At 32.8% G+C, this 17,991-nt stretch carries 12 protein-coding genes, 2 pseudogenes and 1 other annotated feature; of the genes and pseudogenes, 1 reads left to right on the top strand and 13 read right to left on the bottom strand.

Features of this window, described 5'->3' with window-relative positions; translation table 11 throughout:
* Both RWR88_RS06645 and RWR88_RS06640 read right to left on the bottom strand, forming a co-directional pair.
* A pseudogene (locus RWR88_RS06645) lies at nucleotides 1-217 on the bottom strand (hypothetical protein); the annotation flags it as partial.
* Nucleotides 218-390: 173 nt separating this feature from the next.
* Nucleotides 391-1,275, bottom strand: a complete 885-nt coding sequence (locus RWR88_RS06640; RefSeq protein WP_314451323.1) for a DUF4300 family protein — start codon at nucleotides 1,273-1,275, stop codon at nucleotides 391-393.
* A 193-nt stretch (nucleotides 1,276-1,468) separates the two neighbouring features.
* Between RWR88_RS06640 and RWR88_RS06635 the strand changes: the two are divergent.
* Nucleotides 1,469-2,014, top strand: a pseudogene (locus tag RWR88_RS06635) (transposase); the annotation flags it as partial.
* Between the two features lie 174 nt (nucleotides 2,015-2,188).
* Here the strand turns inward: RWR88_RS06635 and RWR88_RS06630 are convergent.
* The 11 genes from RWR88_RS06630 to RWR88_RS06580 form a co-directional block, all read right to left on the bottom strand.
* On the bottom strand, nucleotides 2,189-3,571 hold the full coding sequence (locus RWR88_RS06630) for an MATE family efflux transporter (RefSeq protein WP_314451321.1): 1,383 nt from the start codon (nucleotides 3,569-3,571) through the stop codon (nucleotides 2,189-2,191).
* 1 nt (nucleotide 3,572) lies between these two features.
* Nucleotides 3,573-6,047, bottom strand: a complete 2,475-nt coding sequence (locus RWR88_RS06625) for a PEP/pyruvate-binding domain-containing protein (protein ID WP_314451319.1) — start codon at nucleotides 6,045-6,047, stop codon at nucleotides 3,573-3,575.
* Between the two features lie 23 nt (nucleotides 6,048-6,070).
* The gene (locus RWR88_RS06620; protein ID WP_314451317.1) at nucleotides 6,071-6,667 is read right to left on the bottom strand and encodes a TetR/AcrR family transcriptional regulator; all 597 of its coding nucleotides are present in this window, start codon (nucleotides 6,665-6,667) and stop codon (nucleotides 6,071-6,073) included.
* A gap of 159 nt (nucleotides 6,668-6,826) precedes the next feature.
* Nucleotides 6,827-8,356, bottom strand: coding sequence for a DEAD/DEAH box helicase (locus tag RWR88_RS06615; protein ID WP_314451315.1), 1,530 nt, complete (start codon nucleotides 8,354-8,356; stop codon nucleotides 6,827-6,829).
* A 249-nt stretch (nucleotides 8,357-8,605) separates the two neighbouring features.
* Nucleotides 8,606-9,994, bottom strand: a complete 1,389-nt coding sequence (murF, locus tag RWR88_RS06610) for a UDP-N-acetylmuramoyl-tripeptide--D-alanyl-D-alanine ligase (RefSeq protein ID WP_314451313.1) — start codon at nucleotides 9,992-9,994, stop codon at nucleotides 8,606-8,608.
* Between the two features lie 47 nt (nucleotides 9,995-10,041).
* Nucleotides 10,042-11,115 carry a D-alanine--D-alanine ligase gene (locus RWR88_RS06605; protein ID WP_314451311.1) on the bottom strand — a complete coding sequence of 358 codons (1,074 nt, stop codon included), beginning with the start codon at nucleotides 11,113-11,115 and terminating at the stop codon, nucleotides 10,042-10,044.
* A gap of 311 nt (nucleotides 11,116-11,426) precedes the next feature.
* On the bottom strand, nucleotides 11,427-12,113 hold the full coding sequence (gene radC, locus RWR88_RS06600; RefSeq protein ID WP_314451308.1) for a DNA repair protein RadC: 687 nt from the start codon (nucleotides 12,111-12,113) through the stop codon (nucleotides 11,427-11,429).
* 64 nt (nucleotides 12,114-12,177) lie between these two features.
* A complete protein-coding gene (locus RWR88_RS06595; protein ID WP_314451306.1) occupies nucleotides 12,178-13,437 on the bottom strand; it encodes a folylpolyglutamate synthase/dihydrofolate synthase family protein in 1,260 nt (419 codons plus the stop codon).
* 141 nt (nucleotides 13,438-13,578) lie between these two features.
* Entirely contained in the window at nucleotides 13,579-16,224 is a 2,646-nt protein-coding gene (locus RWR88_RS06590) for a valine--tRNA ligase (protein ID WP_314451304.1), read from the bottom strand.
* A 60-nt stretch (nucleotides 16,225-16,284) separates the two neighbouring features.
* Nucleotides 16,285-16,496, bottom strand: a binding site (T-box leader).
* Between the two features lie 66 nt (nucleotides 16,497-16,562).
* Nucleotides 16,563-17,450, bottom strand: a complete 888-nt coding sequence (gene ftsX, locus RWR88_RS06585) for a permease-like cell division protein FtsX (protein WP_314451302.1) — start codon at nucleotides 17,448-17,450, stop codon at nucleotides 16,563-16,565.
* Nucleotides 17,440-17,991: ATP-binding cassette domain-containing protein (locus RWR88_RS06580; protein WP_314451300.1), on the bottom strand; the 552-nt coding region annotated here is incomplete at its 5' end. The genes RWR88_RS06580 and ftsX, both read right to left, overlap by 11 nt.

The raw sequence follows: 17,991 nt of genomic DNA, 5'->3' as shown, positions 1-17,991 counted from the left end.
CATCATTCAATTCAGCTAATACATCGATACTAGTTACATAAGTCTTTATATCTTCGAATTGATGATTGTGTATTTGTGTTCCATCGAGTATTTTTACATGGTGGACAGGTAAGTCTAGGATATCACGAATAAACTGTGCTGTTATTTCAGGATTACTGAAAACTTTCTTTGCCATTAAATCCATCATTGGCCTTGCATTTTTGATACGTTCTTTCATTTTTATCATCCCTTAATTTTATTTTGAAGTAGAATAGTAATGAAGTATTCTATCTTCATCTTCTAGATACGAAAAAAAGGACGAAAAATATTTTTTATCGTAACTTTTTTAATTTTTTAAAATAGGATATCTACTATGATTTATTGTATCTAAAAAGACGACCGAAGTCGTCTTTACTCTTGTACCCATTGATCATTATCCATAATAAATGGTTTTGCCAAGCCATCTCCTGTATAATGTTCATATTTTGTTGCTAAATATTTATAACTATCTTCTTTACTCGCAAATTTAATTGCTTGATACGGTTCTTCAAATGTTAATTTTTCAACAAATAAAAATCCATCTTCTGCTGGTACTAAAACTCCTACATGTCCTACAAATAAATATTCTCCATCTAAGTTATCATGTAAAATAACAGAAAGCATTCTTGCATGTTCATTAAATTCAAATTGCTTAAAGAATTTTTCCATTTTTTCTGCGTGAACTTTCACATCTGTTGTAGCTTCTGTTTTCACACGTGAGAATAAAATATCAAACTCTTGCTTATCCTTATCATTCATTAAATTACCTTTATCAATCGCCTCATTATCTAAAAATAATAATTCATCATTTTTCTCAATTGAAGGAATTTTAACGGTATTTTTCAATAAAGTATAAGTTGTAATTCTACAATTTGTTCCTACAAAGTCTCCCTTTTTCTTACCCCAAAGCGAACTAATTTTTTCAACATCATATTCTGTAGTTGTAAATGTTTTAAAATCTCCTGTTAATTCTGTTTCTCCAACCGTATGATTATAATCATCTACGGAGTTAAAGAATTCATCTACACTATTTTTATCTAAATAAGCATATAATAATGACTCTACTTCTTCTGCACTTACTTGATTATTTAAATTCGAATAAGATGCATTCCACGAGATAAGCTCTTTTTGAAGTTGAGTTGTTTCTATTTCTTCTTTTGTACTTCCATTATGTTTCGAATTTGGGCTACAAGCAGCCAAACTCAGCACAAAAGCTGTACAAAAACTAAATCTCACTAATTTACTATGTTTTTTCATTTGCTTCTCCTTTATCCATAACATTATTTTTAAACCTTACCTTTTTAAGTTATCACTATACTGTTTCAAAAAAAACTTTTTAAATAAAGAAACATTATCTATACAAGATAACGTTTTCAATATTATATCATGCATTCCACAAAAAAGCTTTAGTGATTTTATCTCGATAAAATTTAAAGACACAAAAAATGTACGTTATAAAGACAGACGTCTTTATAATAAATTAAAACGTTACTGGAAACTACTCTTAAAAAATCGAGATGACCTTCAATCCTATCACTACAGCTATTACAGATTATTCGATTGGTTAACGCATTCTCAAGGAATTGTAGATTATTTATTACAAGAAGTACCTTCACTTAAACCAGAATATGAAACAGTACATCAATTAAGAGAAGCTTTTAAGGAGCGAAATTTCATTGAATTTAAAGAAGAATTGATGAGTGTACAAACGAAACATCTGTCTGATGGATTAAATCGTGTTCTCCAAACATTTAAGAAGTTTTTACCGTATTTACAAAATACTTGTGAGTATCCAACTCTTTCAAATGGACCTATTGAAGGAATTAACAACAAGATTAAAGTACTTAAAAGAAACGGTTATGGCTACAGCAGTTTTACTCATTTTAGAAATAGAATTCTACTAATGTCTAAACTATTTACTTCAACAACTAAAAAAGGAGGACTTCTACACTTTGGCGTAAAAAGTCCTCTCGGCTTAAAAACTAATGTTTTATAAAATTTTCTATTTTGTTGTTTCTAGTAAAGTATTATTGCTATGTTTAAGCAATTCCAAGCATAAAAAAGGATAACTGTATCTTATATAAATAACCGAATTTAATGTTTCCATTATTTATCCCTCCATTGCTTAGTTACATATTTTTTCTCCTCCTAAATAAATATCCTGTAAACTTTAAATATTATCTTTTTGAAGCTTATAACAAGTAAATTTCATTTTACAAACGATAAAAACAGCCAAAGCAAATGACAACACATCAGAAATAGGTTGCAATAAATATATCCCAAACTTCCCATATAAATTAGTAAGTAAATATAAAAGAGGGATGTAGAAAATACCTTGCCTTGAAATCGAAATTATTAACGAGCAAAAATATTTACCTATGTTTTGCATCAACATACTACTTATCGCATAATAGGCTAACAACGGAATTGTTATACATTGCATTCTAAGTATTTGCACTCCTATAAAAATAACTTCACTATCTTTAGACATTCCAATAACAAAATGTTCCGAAAAAATATATAGTACCACTGCTGATATAATCAAAAATATAGTTCCAACAACAACTGTCAAATTAAATGCTGATCTAACTCTGCCATATTTTTTTGCACCATAATTCATTGCACAAATAGGTTGAAACCCTTGTCCCCATCCAATCATAATCATATAAGCTATGGTAACTATTCTTGAACTAACGGTTAAAGCTGCAATAATACTGTCCCCAAAATTTGCTGCAACTCTATTCAATAAAATGAGAGAAACACTTGTAATTGCTTGCCTTGAAAAGTTAGGCATTCCTCCTACAAGAATATGGTATATGCGTTCTTTACTACATTTGACATTTTTTAAAGAAACAGGAATATTACCATTTCCTTTTGCCAACATAGTAAGTGCAATACACGCAATTATTTGACCTGTCAAAGTTGCATATCCAGCTCCAACAAACCCAAACTTGAATATAAACATAAATACAGGATCAAGAATCATATTGCTAAACATTCCTAAAAGCAAACCTATCATTCCATCTTTTACATTTCCACAAAGTCGTAATTGATTATAAATAGTAATTGAATACAGACTAAATGGAACGCTTATTATAATTACCTTTAAATACTGATTAGTAAATTTAAATAAGTTAACAGAAGCATTCCCACCAATGAACTTTGTCAAGTCAGATATAAAAATCCATGATATTATAGCTATTAAAAATCCACTTATAATAGAAAATACTATTCCGATTGAAGAAATAATTATTGCCTCTTCCTCATCTTGTTCTCCAATTTTTTTAGACATAATATTCCCACTGCCATATCCAAACCAGAAACCAATAGCCTGAATAATACTCACGAAGCTAAAAACAACACCAATAGCAGCTGTCATCGATTTATCATTTAAAAGTCCGACAAAAAATGTGTCTGTCAAATTATAAATAACCATAATTAGCATACCAACAATTGTTGGAACAGACATTTTTACTATCAAAGGTAAAAGTGGTTCACTTAAAATCTTTTGCCTTCTCAATTCTTTTTGATCTATTTGATTTTTTGATTTCATTTCAGCAACCTTTGACCTCGCCGGTATTACCATCTACTTGTATGGTATCTCCATCTTTGAATTTGGTAGTTGCAAAACCAACTCCAAGAACTGCCGGTATATTATATTCTCTTGCAACAATCGCAGCATGACTTAAAGCAGAACCTGTATCTGCCACAACAGCACTTGCCAGCTTAAATAATGGAGTCCATTCAGGATCTGTAAGATGACAAACTAATATATCTCCTTTTTTCATTTTATAAAATTCTTTGGGACTATTTATCAGGCACACCTTTCCAACTGCAATACCAGTGCTTCCGCTTACTCCTTTTAAGACATCACCATCCGTTTTAAAAATCAATAACTTTGAAGCTTCCCATACTTTCACTGCTAAAGGAAATTTTTCGTTTCTTCTATTTATTTTTTCCTTATCTGATTCATTTAAATTACCTCTGTTAATAGCTTTAAGTAATTCTTTATGAAAAAGATTAGCCACTCCTATTTCTATGTTTTCATCACCCAAGAGTATAAAGTTAATTCTTTTAACACACTTTCTGACATAATAAAATAGTGTTTCCCACAAATATTGACTTTCTTCACGAACCACATGAAAATATCTAAAATATTTTATCTGTTTTTCTATATCCTGATACTTTTTACCATAGATTCCCTCTATACTCTCCATAAGCTTAGAAAAATCCTTTATATCTTTACTTTCATTACTATTTTCATTTAATATAGGTCGTAATATATTTATCAGCCTATCAGGATCTTCGAGAAATGTTTTTGCAGATAAACAATAACAGTTATAATCAGATTTAAAGCCATTATCTTTCATAAACTCATCTGTTATATTCTTAAAATCATTATACTTTATATATAATTCCTTAAAATTATCTCCGGAAATTATCGCTCTTTTTAAAACTTCATTTTTTCTTATCTCACAAGCCATTGAATAGACATCATTTGTAATCACCGATGTTTTATTATCTAAGTCCCAATAAAAATCAAACGATGAATAATTGCTATTTACTTTTTTTATAATTTTGGTAAATTTCTTGCTATTTAATACTGATGGAAATAAGGCATACTTAAATCTATCATAAGCAAGCTTTTGCAAAAAAGCATAACTTTCTTCTAAAAAATTTCCACACTCCGTTAATGTCATATTTTCAAAATTTAAGTGCTTAATTTCTTCTATTTCAGTTTCATATATATTCATAAAATCTTTGCACTTCTTATAACAGAACTCAAAATCTTTCATGTTCTTTAAGATATTAAAAAAATTGAAAATATTCTTTCCAATTCGCTTTCCTTTATCAGAAAAAGTTTGTATACCATCATCATCTATAATTGGATTTCTTGGTAAAATAATCCCACCTTCTGATAAAATGTTTACTTTCTGATCATTGATTGCCATCAAATAATCGAAATCAAGGACTCTATGCGCAGAAGGCATTTTTTCTAAAAAGAATGACATTACTTCTCGTGTATCCTTTTTGATTTTTTTACCCTTTGTATACTTCTCTATTAAATCATTGCCAGTTATATCATTTTCAGAATTTTTTATTGTGGTAATCGCTCTCGCCTGTAAAATATATACAATATCATTTTTGATTGCCCATTCAATATCCATAGGTATGCGATAGTGTTTTTCAATCTCTAAACCACACTTCATAAGTTCAAGTATTTCTCTATCATTTAATGCACGAGTTTTTCTTTTATCAGAGCTTACTGCTACTTCAACAGTTTCCTTATCCCCATATATAATCTGTGTTTCCTTGCTTCCAATATTTACTTGGGCTATTTTCCCTGATTTGTCAACAATGTAGCTATCAGCTGTAACTCTTCCGCTTACAACGCTTTCTCCTAATCCAAAGCTTGCATTTATTTGCATTTCATTTTCTTTTTTGTTTACTGGATTTACGGTAAATAAAACTCCAGATTTTTCACTCTCTATCATTTCTTGAATAACAACTGCAATAGAAACTGAAGTTTGATCATAACCTTGATAAAATCTATAACTTACAGCTCTATTTCCCCAAAGCGAAGCATAACAATTACGCACTGCATTCAATACACTTTCAAAACCTTGAACATTTAAATAAGTTTCTTGTTGCCCTGCAAAACTGGCATCTGGCAAATCTTCTGCCGTTGCTGAAGAACGCACTGCAACTCTTGTATTATTTCCAAGATTAAAATATTTTTCTCTTATTGCATTCTCTAACCTTTCAGGAAATTTTCCAGACTTTATCTTTCCTCTAAAATACTCAGCTTCATTTAGAAGTTTTCTTTCATCATCTACTGATTTTTTAATTCCATTTTCAATGAGAATATCAATCCCATTTACTTTTAAAAAATCTCTATATGCGTCTGCTGTTATAACAAATCCACTTGGGACATTTATTTTAGCAGAAGTCATTTCTCCAAGATTAGCACCCTTACCTCCAGCAACTAATACATCTTCCTTTTTTATCTCATTAAAATCCAGAATCATTGCTATCACCTTCATTTATACAATTAAATTTCTATATATTTAAAAACAATGCTTTGTATATAAATATTAAGCACTTCTTCAAAGGTATCTTTATTAAAATGGAAATAATTTGAACATAAAACGAAGCTACCAACAAAGGCATTTGATAAGCCTTGCTTATCTACACTTTTTACTACATTATTTTTGTACCAATAATCTATTAACCTATCCAAAAAATCACCATATAGATTTTCTACTCTATTCACTTTCTTTGAATCTTGACTTACAAATATTCTGAATGCCTCTTGATAAATTGGCTGAGTTTTAATTTTCTCAGTCATATCTATCGAATACTTATAAATTACCTCTGAAAGGAATTTTTTAGGATTCGTGAGTGAATTTGAAAATTCTCTTTCAATGCTTTCCAATTTTTGTATTGATCTATATGCCATTAAATCGATGATAAGAGATTCTTTGTCTTTCCAAAAATTATAGAAACTTCCTTGTGCTATCCCTACTCTTTTTGTCAATTCTGAAATACTAAGTGATTTTGTACCTTTATCATGAAATAAATCAAGAGCAGTTTCCATAATACTTTCTTTGATTTTTATCTTTTCTTCTTCTGTAAATGCCTTTGCCATTTTTAACCTCCAAACTTCTCAAATCAATCTATGAATTTTTTATTTTTTATTCATTGATATTATAACGCTACAAATTTAAAAGTCAATGAATATTTTGTTTTATATTCATTGACCTTCTAAGAAACACAAAAAAGACGACCGAAGTCGTCTTCTCACTGATTATTTTTGACGGATTGTAAATCCTTTGTCGGATTTCTTTTTATGATTTCTACGACGAGAGTCTTTACTCTTATATCCGCGAGTATATTCTTCATCTAACCCACGACCACGGCGATCTTCTTTACGCTTGAAGCTTCCTTTACCATTACGACCTCGGTTATCTTTACGCTCACTGCGATTGTAGTTTCCACGGTTATTGCTACGTTTACGGCTTGGTAATGGACGTTCTGGAGTGATTTTAACAGGTATTTCTGTTGGGTCTTTAATCATTCCACTTACTAATAATGCTGCTAATTCCTCTGCTTCATATTCATCTAATAAATAAGAAATAGCTTTTTTGAAACGACGTGTGTCTACTGACTTCATCTTTTCATCAATTTGCTCAATGGCAGATTTCATTTGTCCTTCTATGGCTTCCATTTGAGTTGGTGGACGTAATGCAGTCATTCTCTTACGAGTTAAATCTTCAATAACTCGTAAATAATCCATTTCATTTGGTGTTACAAAAGTAACTGACATCCCTTCTTGTCCCGCACGTCCTGTACGTCCAATACGGTGAACATAACTTTCTGGATCTTGTGGAATATCGTAGTTATAAACATGAGTTACACCTGAAATATCTAATCCACGTGCTGCTACGTCTGTTGCTACTAAAATATCTAAATGATTATTTTTAAAATCACGTAAAACGCTCATACGTTTTTGTTGACTTAAATCTCCATGAATTCCTTCTGCACGAAAACCACGCATTTCAAGTCCACGTGCTAATTCATCCACACGACGTTTTGTACGACCGAATACAATCGTTAATTCTGGCGTTTGAACATCTAATAAACGAGTCATAATATCAAATTTTTCGAAATCTTTACATTTTACAAAATATTGATCAATTAATGTCGCTGTCATTTCACTTGATTTAATACGAACATGTTCAGGTTCTTTCATAAACTGAACTCCAATTCGTTTAATATCATCTGGCATTGTGGCAGAGAATAATAACGTTTGACGGTTTTCTGGAACTAATTTAATAATCGATTCGATATCTTCTAAAAATCCCATGTTTAACATTTCATCCGCTTCATCTAATACTAATGTTTCAATATTATCTAAACGAAGTGTTTTTCTAGAAATATGGTCTAATAAACGTCCAGGTGTTCCTACTACGATATGTGGTTGATCTTTTAATTGGCGAATTTGACGACCAATATCTGCACCACCATAAACTGCTTGTACATGAATTTTTTTATCTTTTCCTAAGCGATATAATTCTTCTTGAGTTTGAATCGCTAACTCACGTGTTGGAGCAATGACTAATCCTTGTACTTTACGATTACGAAGATTAATTTTTTGAAGCATTGGTAATCCAAAAGAAGCTGTTTTCCCTGTACCTGTTTGCGCTTGACCAATGACGTCTTTGCCTGCTAAGGCTAATGGAATTGTTTGTGATTGGATAGGTGTAGCTTCCTCAAATCCCATTTTTTCAATTGATTCTAATAAGGCTGAATCTAAACCTAATTCATTAAATTTCATATTTTCCTCCTTGTACTACTGAAGAGAAGCACACGAGGTATTTTACCTTCACAATAAAAGTCTGGAACATCTTGAGCTCCAGACTTCTGAACATTATGAGATTATACAATATTACTTGTTCAATCTTCATCATATATATCATTACATTTGTGTAAACTTCTCAACTCTTCAAGTACTATAGCATGTTCAAAGCTAGATTGCAAAGAAAAGGCCTTAAATTTCACAAATGAAATACTGAACAAATAGAAATTAACCTTCTTTTAAGGCCTCTACGACCGATAACAATCCAGTACCATTACTAGATTTCACTAATACTTGGTCATTTTGTCGCAATTCCTCTTCCAACAGTCGGATTAATGCCTGTTTATCATTTTCAACATAATGTAAGTGAGATGCTTCAAAACGAGTTTTTAATGCTTCAAATAAAGCACTCATTTCTTTCCCGTATAAATACACTTCTTGAATGTCCTCTGGGAACATCACTTCAGAAATACTAGCATGTAATGCTTTTGATTGTTCTCCTAATTCACGAATATCTCCTAATACGACAATTTTACGTCCTTTAGTTGCTACAGATGTAAAGGATTGAATTACAGATTTCATCGCAATCGGACTTGCATTATAAGCATCATTTAAAATTTTAGAACCACGAATGCCATCCACCCATTGCGTACGATTTTTTGTTAATTCAAACTGTTGAATTGCTTCAATGGCTTGTTCTAATGGCACACCACATTCTAAGCCTACTTGAAGGGCAGCTAGCGCATTATTGACATTGTAAGCTCCTAATACAGGAAGTTGAACAGAATGTTTAGAAGGTTTCACTAAATCAAAAATAGTATGGTCTTCAAATAATTGAATATTTTCAGCCTGAATCACACTGCTACTACCTTCTCCGAACGGTAACACCTTAAAGTGTTCTTCTGCCTGCATTTCTTCTAGTTGTTGTTCTAATAAAGGTTCATTTGCTGGGAAAATGATACTTCCTTTTTCACGCAATCCTTTTAAGATTTCTAATTTAGCCTTTGCAATTCCTGCACGACTTCCTAAATTTTCCATATGGGATTCACCAATTAGAGTAATCGCTGCTACAGAAGGTTTTGCTAGTTTGCTTAAAAATTCAATTTCACCAAAATCACTCATGCCCATTTCTAATACTAATTGTTCTGTATCTTCTGGCATATCTAAAATCGTTTGAGGTAATCCAATATCATTATTAAAATTTCCTTGCGTTTTATAGACACGATAACGACTAGCAAGTACTGCAGCTGTCATATCTTTTGTCGTTGTTTTCCCAGAACTTCCTGTAATTCCAATAACATTTGGTTGAACTTTTTCTAAATACCATTTGGCTAACTCTTGGAAAGCTTCTAGTGGATCATCTACCCAAATCGCACAAATTCCTTCTGGTGGAGTTTGGTCTTGTCTTCCCCAAAATACAGCTTTTGCGCCCTGATCTATTGCTTGTTGAATATAATCATGTCCATCTGTTTGTCCTTTCAAAGGAATAAATAGACTATTTTGAGATAATTTTCTTGTATCAAATGAAACTGACTCAATCATATCAAAACGATAATCTGTTTGATAATCAATTGCTTTCACAGCTTTTACAATTTGTGCAACTGTTCCGATTGCCATATTTTTACTTCCTCTCTCACAAAAAGCGCCTCTGTGAGGCGCCTTTCTTATCCATTTTGTCGATCTTTATAACGTTTTAAAGCTAATTGAATTAATTCTTCAACTAAATCTTTGTAAGAAATTCCTGTTTTCTCCCAAAGAAGTGGATACATACTAAATTGAGTAAATCCTGGTAAAGTATTTACTTCATTAATGTAAATATCATTTGTTTCCGTTAAGAAGAAATCACATCTTGTTAACCCACTACCATCAATGGCACGGAATGCTTTTGCAGAATATTCTCTTACTTTGGCAGAAACTTCATCTGAAATTTGCGCTGGAATTTCTAATGTGACAGTATTATTAATATATTTTTCATTGTAGTCATAAAATCCACTTGTTTTTACAATTTCACCTACAACAGAAGTATTTGCTTCGTCATTTCCTAGAACCGCACATTCAATTTCTCTTGCTTCAATTCCTTGTTCTACTACAATTCTACGATCATATTTCAATGCCTCAACAATTGCAGTTGTTAGTTCTTCACGATTTTCTGCTTTTGAAATTCCTACACTTGATCCCATATTAGCTGGTTTAACAAATACTGGGTAAATTAATGTACCTTCAATTTTATTATAAATACTTTCAGGATTTTGTTTCCATTGTGTTTTATTAAATGGTACATATGGTAATTGTGGTAATCCTGCTTGTTGGAATAATTGTTTGCTTGTAATTTTATCCATTCCACAAGCACTTGCCAATACGCCACATCCAACGTAAGGAACATCCATCATTTCAAACAATCCTTGAATGGTTCCATCTTCCCCATTAGGTCCATGTAATACTGGGAAAACCACACATTCCTCTTCTTTTAAATCATAAGGAGTTACAAGTACACCTGTCGAAACTTCTCCTTCACTTGTTGCAAAGTGAGCTTCTTGACTTGCTTCTAATCTTAATGCTTCAGAAAAAGCTACAGGACCTGTTAATGGTTCACCTTTAAGCCATTCTCCTTTTCGATTAATATAGACTGGTTGAACTTCATAATAATCAAAATAGATTTCTTTAATAATTGAAAAAGCCGTTAAAATTGAAATATCATGTTCAGCACTTTTGCCTCCATAAACGACTATAATTTTCATAAACAATCCTCCAACTAGAACTATCTTATCTAGATACTTCTTTCATAGTTCATACACTAGTATATCAAATGCACTATAAACTGACAAGGTACTCACATTTTTCCAAAGTAGCTTCAAGAAATATAAAAAGAGCCAAGCGAACTTGACTCTTTAACAGATTTACGATTATTCCTTGGCTGGTCGGTGTATCCAGCATCTCAGGTACCTCAATAAGGTGCGGCAGGAACCCTTTCTGCCCTCAAAGAATAATACTTGTTATCTGTATTTTACGGCTTATTTTTGTTCATTTCAACTTTTTGGCAACATTCTCTTTAAAAATACCCCTCTTCCTTTAAAGAGCAATATGTATGATCCCCCACAATAAAATGATCTAACAATTCAATTCCCATCATTTCTCCACATTCCGATAATCGTCTTGTAAAATCAATATCCGCTTGAGATGGAGTAACATTTCCACTTGGATGATTATGCCCGATAATGATTCTTGCTGCAGAAAAACGAACCGCTTCTCTAAAAATTTCTCTTGGATGAACGACTGCTTGATTGAGTCCGCCGCGAAAAATAATTTTTTTCTTAATCACTTCATTTTTCGAATTTAAAAATAATGTAATTAAATGTTCTTGATATAAATCTTTTAATTCTTCCATAATACATTCTCCCGCTTTTTGCGAGCTTGTAATATGTCCTAATTTTGTTTGCTTCGCTGTTCCTAATCGAATTCCCAATTCCATTGCAGCTTTTAATTCAATAGCTTTTGTTCGTCCAATTCCATGAATCGCCATTAATTCTTCTACTGTTGCCATTTTTAATGTAAATAAATCTTCAAACGTATTCAACACAACTTTCGCTAATTGCAACACATTTAATTCTCTGGAGCCTGTCCGAAGCAAAATTGCTAATAATTCATAAGTTTCTAAACTTTTAGCTCCTAATTTTTCTAATCGTTCCCTTGGCATAGATTCTAATGGTAATTCTAATAATTGTTGATCCATTTCCATTTTATTTTCCCCTTTTGCAATAGTTCTTTCAACTTATATATATGCAAAAAAGGCTTAAAAATATTTATTTTATAAAAATTTTTCTCACAAAAGAAATAAAATAAAGAGAACCTGTAATCCAAAGTATTTCTTGGTCTGACGTTTTGTTAATATAATTCTCGATAAATTGTTGAGCATTCTCTACAAATTCAATCTCACTAGAAGGGGAGTCCGTTTTTTCAATGGCTCCTACATACTCAAATGTTGTTACTACTATACGAGCTTCAGGTAACTCTTTTCGTAAATAATCGACCATTTCTATATAGTGTTTTCTCTTTAGTGCAGAAAATAAAATCGTCTGTTGATCTCCGTCTTCTCCATATTGTTTCACCATTTCAACAAATCGTTTTAATGCATGAATATTATGAGCTCCATCTAATATTACTGTAGGGCTTTGATGCACTACTTCCATTCTTCCTGGCCAAGTAACCGTTTGGAAACTTTCTTGAATGGCAGATAGTTCAATTGGCAGTTGGAATTTCTTTTCAAATCGTAAAAAGCATTCTAACGCTACTGCAGCATTTTCTAATTGATAATTTCCTTTTAAATTCAACCGAGGAATTTCTATTTTATGATCTGAATTGTTAAAAACTAGCCCCATTTCATATGGTTCGATGTTAAACTGTCGTTCAAACTGATGAATGTCACAATTATAAGCTTCTCCAACTACTTCAGCGACTTTCAAAGCTTCTGTTGGTAATTTCCCCAATATGACTTCTTGATTTTGTTTAAAAATTCCCGTTTTTTGAATCGCAATTTCTTCAAGCGTATTTCCTAACATTTCTTCATGATCCATCCCAATCGATGTAATCACGCTCATCGTTGAATGGACAATATTAGTTGTATCTAATAATCCACCAATCCCTACTTCTAATAAAGCAACTTCTACTTTTTTTCTAGAAAAATAGACTAACGCCATAGCCGTCATGATTTCAAAGAAACTTAATGGTTCATACTCATCTATCAATTTTACTTCTGCTTGTTGAACGAGATTTCCAACGATTTCAAAATCTTCTTCGGGCATTACGTTACCATTGATTAAAAACCGATCCGTATAATCGATTAAATGAGGGGAAACAAATGCTCCTACCTTTTGCCCATGATGAACAAATAAGGACGATAACATCGCAATTGTTGAACCTTTTCCATTTGTTCCTGTTACATGAATAATCGGATAATCTTCCTGAGGATTTCCAAGAAGCGACATTAATACTCTCATTCTGTCTAATCCGTATTTTCGTTTATATTTCATTCGATCTAAGATCCACTCTCTAACTGTTTGCATGAACTCCCCTTCTTTCATTTTTCATCATACAAATTCCCTCTTCAACTTGCAAGACATAATAATCTTTAACAAATAAAAAATCCTGCTAGTGATTTCTCACCAACAGGATTTGTCGAACACCTGATTTATCTCAGTATTCTTTTATGCTAATGTTTTTAAGGTTGCAATACGTTCTAGAACTGCTTGACGTTGATCAGCGTATTCTTTACCTTTTGCACGTTCTGCTTCTACAACAGCTTCTGGTGCTTTCGCAACGAATTTTTCATTTGATAATTTTTTCTCTACACGATTCACTTCATCTTGTAGTTTAGCCGCTTCTTTTTCTAAACGAGCAATTTCGTCATCAATATTAATCAATCCTGCTAATGGTAAGTAAATTTCAGCTCCACTAATCACACTTGTTACAGCGTGGCTTGGTGCTTCTACTTCTAAACCATATTCAAATGATTCAGGATTACAGAAACGAGCAATATAGCTTTCATTTTCTGATAAAATAGCTTGAATATCTGCGCTTGAAGTTTTAGCAACAATTGCAATTGGTTTAGATAATGGTGTATTCATTTCATTTCTACTTGTACGAACGGAACGAATAAAGTCCATTAAGAATTCCATTTTTTCTGCTGCTGCTTCATCCATTTGACTTTCTTGTACAACTGGATATTGAGCAACTACTAATGAATCTCCAATATGAGGAACTGATTGCCAAATTTCTTCTGTTACGAATGGCATAATTGGATGTAATAAACGTAATGTTTGATCTAATACATACACTAAAATGCTACGAGTTGTTAATTTAGCAGCTTCATCATTTCCTGCTAATGTTTCTTTAGACATTTCAATATACCAGTCGCAGAAATCATCCCAAATGAAACGATATAATAGACGACCCGCTTCACCAAATTCAAATTTCTCGAATAATTCTGTTACTTTAGCAATGACTTGATTTAAGCGAGTTAAAATCCATTTGTCTGCTAATGTTTTTTCACCAGTAATATCTAATTGATCCACTGTTAAATCGCCAATATTCATTAATGCATAACGGCTAGCATTCCAAATTTTGTTGATAAAGTTCCATGCAGCATCCATTTTATCAGTTGAATAACGAACGTCTTGTCCAGGTGCTGAACCATTTGCTAAGAACCAACGTAATGCATCTGCTCCGTATTGTTCGATGACTTCCATTGGATCTACACCATTACCAAGAGATTTACTCATTTTACGTCCTTGGCTATCACGAATTAATCCGTGAATTAATACATTTTTAAATGGACGTTTGCCCGTAAATTCTAATCCTTGGAACATCATACGACTTACCCAGAATGTTAAAATATCATAACCTGTTACAAGTGTACTTGTTGGATAGTAACGTTTATAGTCGCTAGCTTCAACATCTGGCCAACCCATTGTTGAAAATGGCCATAATGCAGATGAGAACCATGTATCTAATACATCCACATCTTGTGTCCAGTTTTCTGCATCTGTTGGAGCTTCCATTCCAACATATACTTCACCTGTTTCATTATGATACCATGCTGGAATTTGATGTCCCCACCATAATTGACGAGAAATTACCCAGTCGTGAATATTTTCCATCCAACGTAAGTAAGCATCATTAAAACGTGGTGGGTAGAAATTAACCGTATTGTCTTCTTCTGCACGCTGTGCTTGAATCGCTTGTTCTGCTAAAGGTCCCATTTTAACAAACCATTGTTTTGATAAACGAGGTTCTACAACAACATCTGTACGTTCAGAATGTCCCACACTGTGAACATGTTTTTCGATTTTTACAAGAAGACCTGCTTCTTCTAAATCTTTAACAATAGCTTTACGAGCTGCAAAACGATCCATACCTTCGTATTTTCCAGCTAATTCATTCATTGTTGCATCATCATTCATGACATTTACACGTGGTAAATTATGACGATTACCGACCTCAAAGTCATTTGGGTCATGGGCAGGTGTAATTTTTACAACCCCTGTTCCAAAATCTTGTTCAACATACTCATCAGCAATAATTGGAATTTCTTTTCCAACTAATGGTAAGATTACTGTTTTTCCAATCAATGCTTGATAACGTTCATCTTCAGGGTGAACTGCAACAGCAGTATCTCCAAGTAGCGTTTCAGGACGAGTCGTTGCAACTTCTAATACTCCACTTCCGTCTGCTAATGGATAATTCATATGGTAGAAAGCACCTTCTACATCTTTATGAATAACTTCGATATCTGATAATGATGTTTTTGCTTTTGGATCCCAGTTAATAATGTATTCTCCACGGTAAATTAAGCCTTTTTCATATAAAGTTACGAATACTTTTTTAACAGCATCTGATAGCCCTTGGTCTAATGTGAAACGTTCACGGCGATAGTCAACTGAAATCCCCATTTTTGCCCATTGTTCACGGATATGGCTGGCATATTCTTCTTTCCATTCCCATGTTTGTTCTAAGAATTTTTCACGTCCAAGGTCATAACGAGATAAGCCTTCTCCACGTAATTTTTCTTCTACTTTTGCTTGAGTCGCAATTCCAGCATGGTCCATACCTGGTAACCATAATGTATCATACCCTTGCATACGTTTTTGACGAATAATCATATCTTGTAATGTAACGTCCCACGCATGTCCTAAGTGTAATTTACCAGTTACATTTGGTGGTGGAATAACGATTGAATAAGGTTCTGCATTTGGATCTTCATTTGGATGGAAGACTCCTGATTCAACCCACCATTGATATTTTCCTGCTTCAACTTCTTGTGGTTGAAACTTTGGTGACATTTCTTTTGCCATTCTTTTTCCTCCTTGATGAAATAATTTTGATACAATAAAAAAATCCTATGAAGATTTACTTCATAGGACGATTATTTTCGTGGTACCACCTAATATTCGCATCATAACTGATGCCTTTAACGTTGTTAACGAAGTCTACTCCGAGCTAAGTTACTATCATTCCCCTAGCCAACTTACAAGCTACCTTCATACAAATTTGTTAAGAAGTTTCACCAACCCTTCTCTCTCTATCAACTAAAATTCGTATTACTCCTCTTGTGCAATGCTTTTATTCTATGGAATATAGTCTACCATTGTTTAAGAATACTTGCAAATGATTTTCCTTGCATTTATCCCACTTATTTTTTCAAGAAACGACGCATTGAGAAAATTGACCCAAATGATCCAATTAATACTCCAACTCCTGCCATCGCCCAAGATAAACGATATAAGAACGGATTTGGTGCTAGTAAACTAAAATTCGATCCTGCGAAGAAATCACTTCCACCTTTATAAATCCATAAATATAACGCCCATAATAGAGTAATCGGCACTATCGATCCAAGTAATCCAATGAAACCTCCCTCTAAGAAGAAAGGCCAACGAATATAAGCTTTGGTAGCTCCAACTAATTGCATAATTTCAATTTCAGTTCTACGGGCATGAATTGTTGCACGAATTGTATTAGAAATTAAGAACAGAGCAATAATAATTAATACAGCAATAACTCCTATTCCTACATTTCGAGCTGTTGCAATAACTTTAAATAAAGTATCCGCACGAGCTCCACCATAATTTACACGAGCTACGTATTCCATTTTTTCAATCGTAGTGGCAACTTCTTTTGTTTGCTTTGGATTTTTTGTACTTACATCAAATGCATTTCTTAAAGGATTACTATCATTTTTAAACAACTCAAATTCTTGAGCAACACTCTTTGTAATATCCTCTAACTCCTCATCTTTTGAACGGAATTTTACTGTAGAAACTGCTTCTAAAGCTTCAATTGCAGCTCTTAATTCTTCAGTTTTTGTTTCATCTGCTGCTAAGTCAATATAAACTCGTACATTCACGTCTTGCTCAATATCTGTCGCAATTTTATTCATATTAAATAATAACGAAACAAAAACTCCTACTAATAATAATACCATTGATACTGCAGAAATCGCTCCAAAAGTTGACCAACCATTTCTGAATAAGCTTTTAACCGCATCACGAATATGACGCAACATAGTTCTAATCTTCATATCCGTACTCCCCTTCCTCTTGGTCACGGACAATGCGTCCCATTTCAATTGCCAAAACTCGATGTTTCTTTTCGTTTACAATCTGGCTATTATGAGTTGCCATTACAATGGTTGTCCCTTGTTGATTAATTCTTTCTAAAATGTCCATAATTTCCATAGAAGTTTCTGGATCTAAGTTACCTGTTGGCTCATCAGCAATTAATACAGCTGGAGTATTTACAATCGCTCTTGCAATTGCAACACGTTGTTGTTCTCCCCCTGATAACTGATCCGGGAACATAGTCATACGGTGTTTCAAGTTTACTAATGCTAATACTTCTTCAACTCGACGTTGAATCTCTTTTGGTGCTTTTTCAATTACTTCCATCGCATATGCAACATTTTCATATACGGTTAAACGTGGTAATAATTTAAAATCTTGGAAAACTACTCCTACATAACGTCTTAAATGAGGAATTTCACGTTCTCTCATTTTCGTTAAATCATATTTTCCAACGGTAATTCTTCCTTTGGTAGCTTTTTCTTGACGATACATCATTTT

The organism is uncultured Granulicatella sp., assembly GCF_963528195.1.
Lineage (GTDB): Bacteria > Bacillota > Bacilli > Lactobacillales > Aerococcaceae > Granulicatella.
The sequence above is the reverse complement of the archived record's forward strand: the minus strand, read 5'-3'. Positions and strand labels throughout refer to the sequence as shown.

What these genes read in the sequence shown, in the direction of transcription:
- RWR88_RS06590 (WP_314451304.1), bottom strand. Translation starts at nt 16,224, where the DNA reads ATGGCAAAAGAAATGTCACCAAAGTTTCAACCACAAGAAGTTGAAGCA.
- RWR88_RS06615 (WP_314451315.1), bottom strand. Translation starts at nt 8,356, where the DNA reads ATGAAATTTAATGAATTAGGTTTAGATTCAGCCTTATTAGAATCAATT.
- ftsX (WP_314451302.1), bottom strand. Translation starts at nt 17,450, where the DNA reads ATGAAGATTAGAACTATGTTGCGTCATATTCGTGATGCGGTTAAAAGC.
- RWR88_RS06620 (WP_314451317.1), bottom strand. Translation starts at nt 6,667, where the DNA reads ATGGCAAAGGCATTTACAGAAGAAGAAAAGATAAAAATCAAAGAAAGT.
- RWR88_RS06605 (WP_314451311.1), bottom strand. Translation starts at nt 11,115, where the DNA reads ATGAAAATTATAGTCGTTTATGGAGGCAAAAGTGCTGAACATGATATT.
- murF (WP_314451313.1), bottom strand. Translation starts at nt 9,994, where the DNA reads ATGGCAATCGGAACAGTTGCACAAATTGTAAAAGCTGTGAAAGCAATT.
- RWR88_RS06625 (WP_314451319.1), bottom strand. Translation starts at nt 6,047, where the DNA reads ATGATTCTGGATTTTAATGAGATAAAAAAGGAAGATGTATTAGTTGCT.
- RWR88_RS06630 (WP_314451321.1), bottom strand. Translation starts at nt 3,571, where the DNA reads ATGAAATCAAAAAATCAAATAGATCAAAAAGAATTGAGAAGGCAAAAG.
- RWR88_RS06595 (WP_314451306.1), bottom strand. Translation starts at nt 13,437, where the DNA reads ATGCAAACAGTTAGAGAGTGGATCTTAGATCGAATGAAATATAAACGA.
- RWR88_RS06640 (WP_314451323.1), bottom strand. Translation starts at nt 1,275, where the DNA reads ATGAAAAAACATAGTAAATTAGTGAGATTTAGTTTTTGTACAGCTTTT.
- radC (WP_314451308.1), bottom strand. Translation starts at nt 12,113, where the DNA reads ATGGAAATGGATCAACAATTATTAGAATTACCATTAGAATCTATGCCA.